This window comes from Streptomyces sp. SID5910 (assembly GCF_009862125.1).
In the GTDB taxonomy this organism is placed as follows: domain Bacteria; phylum Actinomycetota; class Actinomycetes; order Streptomycetales; family Streptomycetaceae; genus Streptomyces.
The window spans coordinates 1-6629 of record NZ_WWHX01000117.1 but is presented as its reverse complement, the minus strand read 5'-3'; the positions used below and the strand labels follow the sequence as shown (position 1 = coordinate 6629).

At 75.1% G+C, this 6629-nt stretch carries 6 protein-coding genes; 2 read left to right on the top strand and 4 right to left on the bottom strand.

Features of this window, described 5'->3' with window-relative positions:
- Positions 1-36 precede the first annotated feature (36 nt).
- Positions 37-843, top strand: coding sequence for an FCD domain-containing protein (locus GTW67_RS03910; protein WP_161163382.1), 807 nt, complete (start codon positions 37-39; stop codon positions 841-843).
- A gap of 108 nt (positions 844-951) precedes the next feature.
- Here the strand turns inward: GTW67_RS03910 and secD are convergent, their stop codons facing one another.
- From secD to GTW67_RS03890, 4 genes are all read right to left on the bottom strand, one after another.
- Positions 952-3327, bottom strand: a complete 2376-nt coding sequence (gene secD / locus GTW67_RS03905) for a protein translocase subunit SecD (protein ID WP_161163381.1) — start codon at positions 3325-3327, stop codon at positions 952-954.
- 72 nt (positions 3328-3399) lie between these two features.
- Positions 3400-3765 (bottom strand): hypothetical protein, encoded by a 366-nt coding sequence (locus GTW67_RS03900; RefSeq protein WP_161163380.1) that lies wholly within the window; start codon positions 3763-3765, stop codon positions 3400-3402.
- 359 nt (positions 3766-4124) lie between these two features.
- Positions 4125-4859, bottom strand: coding sequence for a response regulator (locus GTW67_RS03895; protein WP_202436792.1), 735 nt, complete (start codon positions 4857-4859; stop codon positions 4125-4127).
- Positions 4860-4861: 2 nt separating this feature from the next.
- Complete coding sequence (locus tag GTW67_RS03890) at positions 4862-5821, bottom strand: HAMP domain-containing sensor histidine kinase (protein ID WP_161163379.1); 960 nt, start codon at positions 5819-5821, stop codon at positions 4862-4864.
- Between the two features lie 346 nt (positions 5822-6167).
- Between GTW67_RS03890 and GTW67_RS03885 the strand changes: the two genes are divergently transcribed.
- Entirely contained in the window at positions 6168-6491 is a 324-nt protein-coding gene (locus GTW67_RS03885) for a TraR/DksA C4-type zinc finger protein (RefSeq protein WP_161163378.1), read from the top strand.
- The last annotated feature ends 138 nt before the right edge of the window (positions 6492-6629 follow it).

Genomic DNA, 6629 nt, shown 5'->3' with positions numbered 1-6629 from the left:
TGACCCCGAGCGCCGCACGTCCCTCAGGAGGACCCCGTGAAGCAGGGCACGCAGGGCTCCGCCGGGACGGACGACCCGGGCTGGGCCACCCCCCGGGTGCCGGCCCAGCCGGGCGCCGCCGACCGGGACCGTGCCCGGGACCGGGGCGGCGCCCAGGACCCCGCCGGGACGGCGCGCGGCGAGCACACGCACGGCGAACCGCCCCTCGGCGGGCCCCGCGCCCTCGTACGGCGTTCCTCCGTGCGCGGGCAGATCCTCGACGCCCTGCGCACCGCGCTGGTCTCCGGGGAGCTGCGCCCCGGCGAGGTCTACTCGGCGCCCGTGCTCGGCGAACGGTTCGGCGTGTCCGCCACCCCCGTGCGCGAGGCGATGCAGCAGCTCGCCCTTGAGGGCGCCGTCGAGGTCGTCCCCAACCGGGGTTTCCGCGTCGTGGAGCGCGGCGCCCGGGAGCTGGCCGAGCTCGGCGAGGTGCGGGCCCTGATCGAGGTCCCGGTGCTGCTGCGGCTGGCCCGCACGGTGCCCGCCGAGCGCTGGGCCCGGCTGCGCCCCGTCGCCGAGGCCACCGTCCGGGCCGCGTCCTCCGGCTGCCCGGCGACCTACGCGGAGGCCGACCGCGCCTTCCACCGCGAGGTGCTCGCGCTCGCCGGCAACGACCAGCTCGTCCGGATCGCCGGCGACCTGCACCGCCGCGCCCAGTGGCCGGCGTCCGGCACCCCCGCGACGCGCGGACGTGCCGACCTGATCGCCGACGCCCACGAACACACGGCCCTACTGGACGCACTGATCGCCGGCGACCAGGACGTGGTACGGGACCTGGTGACGCAGCACTACGCGGCCACCTGACGCCCGGACGCCGCCCTCCAGGCCCCCGGGCGCCCGTCCCCGGGGACCCGGGTTCCACTCGTGCGGCCGATGTGCGCGGCCGTCCCCCGGGCTTCCCCGGACGGTCCCCTACGGGGTCTTCTGCGACGCCTCCTCGGGCTCGTGCCTGGAGCGGCGCTGCTGGGGCTCCGGCTTTCGGGCGGGTCCGCTCGCGCGGCGCGACGTGCGTCGCCCCGTGTCGTGGCCGTGGAGTTCGACGGCGAGCGGGGCCGCGGTGAAGACCGACGAGTAGGTGCCGACCACCACACCGATCAGCAGCGCCACGGCGAAGTCGGTCAGCGAGTCCTCGGCGAGGACCGCCAGCGAGGCGAGGATCAGCACCGCGCCCATGCCGGTGTTGACCGTGCGGGGCAGCGTCTGGAGGATCGCCTGGTTGGTGAGGCGGGCGAACGGCGTGCCGCGGTCCTTGCCGAGCAGCTCGCGGACGCGGTCGAACAGGACCACCGAGTCGTTGACCGAGTAGCCGATGACGGTCAGCAGCGCCGCCAGGAACACCCCGTCGATGGGCTTGCCGAGCCAGGCGAACACCCCGACGAGGATGATCACGTCATGGGCCAGCGCACTCACCGCCGCCGTGCCGAACAGGAGGCGGAAGCGCGCCGCCAGATACAAGAGCTGCGCGCCCAGCGCCAGGCCGAGGGCGATCAGCGCGTCCCGGCGCAGCTCCTCGCCGAGGCTCGGGCCGATCAGCTCGTCGCGGAGCTTCTCCGCCCCGCCGCCGAGCCCGCCGACGGTCTCGGTGACGGTGGCCGCCTCCGCGTCGGTCAGCTCCTCGGTGCGCACCGTGAGGCCGTTGTCGCCGGAGGACTGCACGACCGCCCGCGGGAAGCCCGCGTCGGCGAGCGCCGTGCGGGCCCGGTCGGGATCGACCTCGGTCGCCGTGGAGTACTCGATGAGCCGTCCGCCGGTGAACTCGATGCCGAAGTCGAGGCCCCGGGCCACGATGCCCGAGCCGGCCAGCACCAGGACGATGCCGGAGGCGGCCAGCCAGCGGCGCGGCCGGCGCATCAGGAACGGGTCGCGGCGCAGCAGGGCGTCGCGGACCGGGCCGGTGGTGGAGATGCCGGTGATGTGCGGGCGGCGGAAGACCGCCGGGCGGCCCGCGGCGAACTCCGCGAGCACCCGGGTGATCACCAGGGCGCTGACCATGGAGGCGAGGACACCGATGCCCAGGGTGACGCCGAAGCCCTTCACCGGGCCGGAGGCCAGGAAGAACAGCAGGGCGGCGGCGATCAGCGTGGTGATGTTGGAGTCGGCGATCGCGCTGAACGCGCTGCGGAAACCGGTCGTCAGCGCCGACCGCGTACTGGGCCGGGTGCGCAGCGCCTGTTCCTCGCGGGCCCGTTCGAACACCAGGACGTTGGCGTCCACCGCCATGCCGATCGCCAGGACGAAACCGGCGAGGCCCGGCAGGGTCAGCGTCGCGCCGACCGCGGCCAGGGCGGCGTAGGAGATGACGCCGTAGCAGAGCAGGGCGACGGTGGCGAGGGCGCCCATGAGGCGGTAGACGACGATGATGAACAGCGCGGTCAGCGCGGTGCCGATGACGGCGGCCCAGGCGCCGGCCGAGATGGCCTCGTCGCCCAGGGTCGCGCCGATGGTGCGCTGCTCCACGGTCTCCACCGGCACGGGCAGGGCGCCGCCCTTGACGAGCAGGGCCAGTTCGCGGGCCTCGGTGTCGTCGAAGGAACCGGTGATCTGCGTGGAGCCGCCGGCGATGCCCGCCCCGCAGGCCACCGAGGGGTCGACCTGCGGGGAGGAGATGATCTTGTCGTCGAGCACGATGGCGACGCGGCGCTGCGGGTCGCCGGCCGGGTGGCAGGCGGCCTCACCGGTCACCTTGGCCCACCGGTCGCTGCCCTTGTCCTTGAAGTCGACGGTGACGTGCCAGCCGGCGCCGTTCTGCTGGTCGAAGCGGGCGTCGGCGCCCTCGACGTCCTGACCGGTCAGGGCGGCGGCCGCGAGCCGCAGCGACTGGCCGGACTCGTCGGGCAGGACGCGCTCCTTCGACGCGTCGGCGGGCCGCTCGGCGGAGTCGCCGGGCGCCTCGGCGGCGCCGAGCACCGGGTGGACGGTGAGCTGGGCGGTGCGGCCCAGCACGTCTGCGGCCTTCTTCGGGTCCTGGACGCCCGGCAGCTCGACGACGATGCGGTCGTCGCCGGAACGGACGATGGTCGGCTCGGCGACACCGAGCGCGTCGATCCGGCCGCGCAGCACCTCCACGGTGCGGTCGGTGGCCTCGCGGCCGGCCTTGGTGGTGGAGGTGGACCTGGTCTCCAGCACGATCTGGGTGCCGCCGCGCAGATCGAGTCCGAGGCGGACCGGCATCGTCAGGGTGATCGCCACCGCGGCGGCCATCACGGCCAGGGCGATCAGCGCGCGCAGGCGCAATGCCTGGGACTGTGCGCGGGATCGGGGACGGGTACGGGGACGTGAGCGTTTCACACGGGCCTCCGGCGGGCATGCCGCGGCGGCGGCTGCGCGGCCGCGACGGAAGAAGGGGGAAGGGACGGATCCTCAGATGCCGGAAGGCGCGGGAGGTGCCCGCCCGCGGTCGTGGCCCGTGCGGCCGGGGGAGACGGACGGGGAGCCGCGCGTCGTCGGGGCCCGCCGCCCGTGGGCGGCCGGGACGGCACCGCTCCCGTGCGCGGTGACGGCGAGGTGGCCCGGCGCCGAGGGGCGTTCGCCCAGGTGGTCGTGGCGGGGCCTGGCCTGGGTGGCGCAGGTGCTCGGACAGCCGTCGTCGGCGTGGAACCCGGTGTCCGGGCGCGGGACGGCCGTGACCGAGTGCACCGGCAGCGGCCCGCCGGCCGCGACCCGCACGCCCGGCGCGGGCCACGCCGGGGTCAGCGCCAGCAGCACGGCCAGCAGGGCGACGAGCACCGCCGCGAGGCGTCGCCCGCCGGCCCGGGGCGTCCCGGTGGCTTGAGGGCGCGATCGCGCCGGGGCGGCGGCGGTGGAGGAGCGCGGCGGCCGGGACCGGGCGTCGGCCGCGTCCGGGGTGTGCGTCGGGAGCCTCGGGATGCGTGGGCCGGGTCCCGTGGTCCCGGCCGTGTCCGGGGTGTGCGTCCGGCGTCCGGGGAGGCGCGCGCCGGAGCCCGTGGTCCCGGAAGCGTCCGGGGGCCGGGGCCAGGGCGCGGGGCGCATGCGCCGTCCCCTTTCGTGGTGGGTGCGAAGGGTGAGCCCGGGGCTCCGGCCGGGGAGTGGGCGACCAGAGCCCCGGGCGGTCCGGGGGAGGGGCGTCAGGGCTCGATGAGGCCGGCGCGGATGGCGTACCGGGTCAGGTCCAGCCGGTCGCGCAGGCCGAGCTTCTGCAACAGGTTCGCCCGGTGCCGCTGGACGGTCTTGATGCTGATGAAGAGGATCTCGGCGATCTCCTTCGACGAATGGCCCTCGGCGACGAGCTTGAGGACCTCCTCCTCGCGCGGCGTGAGGATGTGGTCGGCGGTCTCCTCGCCGTGCCGGACCCGGTCCAGGTAGTTGCGGATCAGGGCCGTGACCGCGCCGGGGTACAGGAACGGCTCGTCGCGCATCGCGGCCCGGCACGCGGCGACCAGATCCCGGTCGGCGACGGACTTCAGGACGTATCCGCAGGCCCCCGACTTCAGCGCCTGGAACAGGTACTGCTCGTTGTCGTGCATCGTCAGCATCAGGATGCGCAGCCCCGGCTTCAGCGCGGACAGCTCCCGGGCGGCCTGGAGACCGGTCAGCCGGGGCATCGCGATGTCCAGCACGGCGAGGTCCACGGCATGGGCGCGGGCCATGTCGATGGCCTCGGCGCCGTCCCCGGCCTCGGCGACCACTTCGAGGTCCGGCTCCCGGTCGAGGATCAGGCGCACCCCGCGGCGTACCAGCGCGTGGTCGTCGGCGAGCAGGATGCGGATCCGGGACGGGTCGCGCGCGGGCGGCCCGGAAGCGGTCGCCTCGGCAGCGGTCGCCTCGGGAGCGGACGCGGCGGGCAGGGTCGGGTCGGACATGGTCAGGGCTGCTTCCTGGATGCGGGTACGGGTGCGGTGAGCCGGATCCGGGTGCCGTCCCCCGGTGCCGAGGTGATGTCGAGGGCGGCCCCGATCAGCAGGGCCCGTTCGCGCATGCCGCGGATCCCCGCGCCCTCGGTCGCCGCCTCGATGCCGCGGCCGTCGTCGGCGATCGTGAGCACCACCGCGCCCTCGCCCCGGCCGAGGCTCACCTCCAGGCGCTCGGCGTCCGCGTGGCGGGCGGCGTTGGTCAGGCTCTCCTGCGCGACGCGGTAGAGGACCAGCTCCGTCTCGTGGTCCAGCGCGGGCAGGTCGGCCTCGAAGCGGCGGACGACCCGCAGGCCGGTGTGGGTGGCGAAGTCGTGCGTCAGCGAGGTCAGCGCGGCGATCAGACCGAGGTCGTCCAGGACCCCGGGCCGCAGCCGGCGCACCAGCCGGCGGACCTCGTCCAGGCTCTCCCGGGTGATCTCCTGCGCCTGGTGCAGCTCGTCGCGCAGCGGCTGGTCGGCGTCGTCCGCCGCCCGCCCCAGCACGAGCAGGATCGCGGTCATGCTCTGCCCGACCTCGTCGTGCAGCTCCTGCGCGATACGGCGCCGCTCCGCCTCCTGGGCGAGCAGGACGCGGGCGCTGCTGGTGGCGCGCTCGTGCTCCAGGCGGTCGAGCATGGCGTTGAAGGTGCGGATCAGCTCGGGGACCTCACCGCCGCCGGACACCGGGAGCCGCTGGCCGGGGCGCAGCAGGTCGACGGTGGTCATCAGCTTGGTGAGCCGGTCCAGCGGGGACAGGCCCCAGCGCAGCAGGGTGCCGTTGGCGACCAGCATGACGGCCATGCCGCCGACCAGCACGGCGGCCTCGGTCAGCAGGACCGGTACGGAGACGGTCACCGGAGCCCACAGCAGCAGCGCCGTGGCAAAGCCCAGCACCACCGCGTTGAGCCCGAAGATCCGCCAGAACAGGGACAACGGGGGTACGCCTCCTTCTGCGACGCGGCAAGCCTCTACTTTCGGTCATCGCGCACCCCGGTCGGAGCTGCGGCCCTTGGTCACGACCGAGCCTGCGCCCAGCCTGCCCCTTCCGCCCCGCCGGGTCGATGGGGTCCGACCCCCATTTCCCGGGTGCGCCGCACCCATACGGCGGCCTCGGGACGCCGCGGTGTGGATGCTCCGCCCCCGGGCAAATGGGGCCTGCGCCCGATGGGAAACCGCCGCCGGGTCGGCCAGAGTCGAGGGTGACCAGGAGTTCGCCCCGAACCCCGGTGCTTTCCGGTACTCCCGACGGCCTGCCGTCCTCCCGAGAGAAGGACTCATCGTGTCGCTCGACGCCTCCCGCATCGAACCCCGCCCCGAGCGGCTCACCGCTCACGAGGCCCGCCAGCGCCTCGAGCACGCGCGCAACACCCGCATGACCCAGCTCCAGGCCCTCGGCGAGAGCAGCCAGGACGACCAGCTGATGTCCGCGCAGAAGACGGCCATCGAGCGGGTCCTCAAGGAGATCGAGGAGGCCTTCGCGCGGGTCGAGGACGGCACCTACGGCACCTGCCTCGGCTGCCGCAAGCCCGTCCCCGGCGAGCGCCTGGAGATCCTCCCCTACACGCGGTACTGCGTCGCCTGCCAGCGCCGCGCCGCCGCCTAGGGCGTGTCCGCAAGTACCTCCTGCCCCGCGGCGTCTGGTGCGTGCTCTCGCCGCACCGGGCGAAGTCCCGAGTACGCCCAGTACGAGGGACTGCGCCCGGCACTCCCCCAGCCTCCGGCCGGGGGGACCCCCAGAGCC